This window comes from Bacillus sp. HY001 (genome assembly GCF_007558965.1).
GTDB lineage: Bacteria > Bacillota > Bacilli > Bacillales > Bacillaceae_G > Bacillus_A > Bacillus_A mobilis.
Genome location: NZ_VLTE01000184.1, coordinates 1 through 1,772, shown reverse-complemented (window position 1 = coordinate 1,772; position 1,772 = coordinate 1). Strand labels below are relative to the sequence as shown.

2 protein-coding genes are annotated in these 1,772 nt (G+C 30.3%); both read right to left on the bottom strand.

What is annotated here, in order from left to right; genetic code table 11:
• Positions 1-736: 736 nt before the first annotated feature.
• Complete coding sequence (locus FOT98_RS30295) at positions 737-1,147, bottom strand: hypothetical protein (RefSeq protein WP_000592184.1); 411 nt, start codon at positions 1,145-1,147, stop codon at positions 737-739.
• A gap of 415 nt (positions 1,148-1,562) precedes the next feature.
• Positions 1,563-1,772: type VII toxin-antitoxin system HepT family RNase toxin (hepT, locus tag FOT98_RS30290; RefSeq protein ID WP_144291220.1), on the bottom strand; the 210-nt coding region annotated here is incomplete at its 5' end.

Below are 1,772 nucleotides of genomic sequence, written 5' to 3'. Positions count from 1 at the left end.
CGTTCTCTTGTTAATCTGCCAGTTGTTTTCTGACCTATAATTACAATGGGGTTAAGCTGTTTTGGTTTTTTTGTTGAAAAAAATTGTTATATTGAAATTTTTTAGTACCTTGAGAAAGAACTTTTTATTAATTTGTAACAAAAAGTTCTTTTTTTCATTTTGGGGTAATTCTGAATTCTTAAGTTGATGGGTATGGGGTAGCGTCACATCGCTATCAAGTTTAAATTCTCTACACCTAGATTTTAGAAAAAAGAAACAAACGCTACTCAACTTGACGCTGTATGGGCTTAGCTTGATAGCGATGGGGTAACACCAAACAAAACGTGAATTTCGTACGCTAAGAAATTTTTAAGTTAAAAAACTGGATTTTACATACATTAACAAAGTTCCAAGAACGACATTTAATATATGTTTCCGTTAAAAGGACCCTGTAAGATTACAAAATCGTAAACTTTTTGTAATGTAATTAAATTTTTTATTCTTTAAACGGTTATATACTTTCCGAGGGACATAAAAAAAGAAAACGCAGGCGTACACCTCGTTAGCAAATACGTATACATACTCTTTGAAATAAAATGCGAGACAGATACCAACGATGCATTTTGTATAGCAAGTAATTCTAATTTAACCCATAGAAAAATCCCCTCTATAATAAATAGGTTAATGTGTTTTCTTTTTCCTATCTACTATGAGGAGAGAATAGCATACTAAAAATAGCTTCTTTTTTGTAGAAGTTCTAAGATTCTAGTGCAGTAATTAATTGCTGACGTTCTTTATCTCTAAAAATTTTAATTTCATGTTTAAATTCATAATTTCCTTCTTCAAATCTAACCCATTCCTTACTTGTCCAATATATAACGTCTACATTTGCATCTAAAATTACCGAACATATGTCTACTAATTCTTCTTCGTAAAATGGCGCTTCTTTTGCTAGTTCAAAAGCTAGTACTTTTGGATCCTTACTTTTAATTTGAAGTTCCCTTGAAGTTTGCCCTAAATACTGCCATGGGGAGTGTAGGGATTGCACATGAACATTTTGAATTTCTTTAAACTGTGATGGAGAATGTATTGTAGCAGCAAATGTAGGTCTGCTCACTCCTATTGTTGTGCCTAAAGCAATAGAACCAATAATAAGTTTTTTAATCATTTTTTCAGCCCCTTTAATTATTTTAGATATGCTTCATTTTTATACCACGTTCATGTTCGTGTAAATGAAGATGATTTGACATGATTCATCATTTTTTTCAAAAACTGCATATTAATTTACCACTATAAATTTACCGAAAACAAAAAAGTTTCCACAAGGAAACTTTTTTGTTTTTAATATACATTATATGTATAAAAATTAGTTTTGAAAATATTTACTTATTTGTTGATAAAATTGTATGTGGATATTGTTCCTACTATTAACTACACACATCTCATGCAAAACCTCGCTACAACATAAACAAATACATCTTATGACCACGTTCCTTCTTACGAAATTAAGTAATTGTTTCAATAGCTGGTTTGGGAATCATAGAATTACTTTTTTTCTCAGTCCTATTAATCTGTTCTTTTGCCTAAAATTCCAATATCCCCATTACTTCTTTCGTAAATAGTTTAAAATCAGTTAAATGTTTTTCAATAATTTGACGAACAATATCTAAATTTACACTTTGATAATCATGAACAGCAATATTACGAAATCCAACCATTGCTTTTAACTTATTTGCTAGATCAGCGCTAAGTAATCCTGCTGTAACCAATAAATCAAAAGCCTCTCGGCTAGA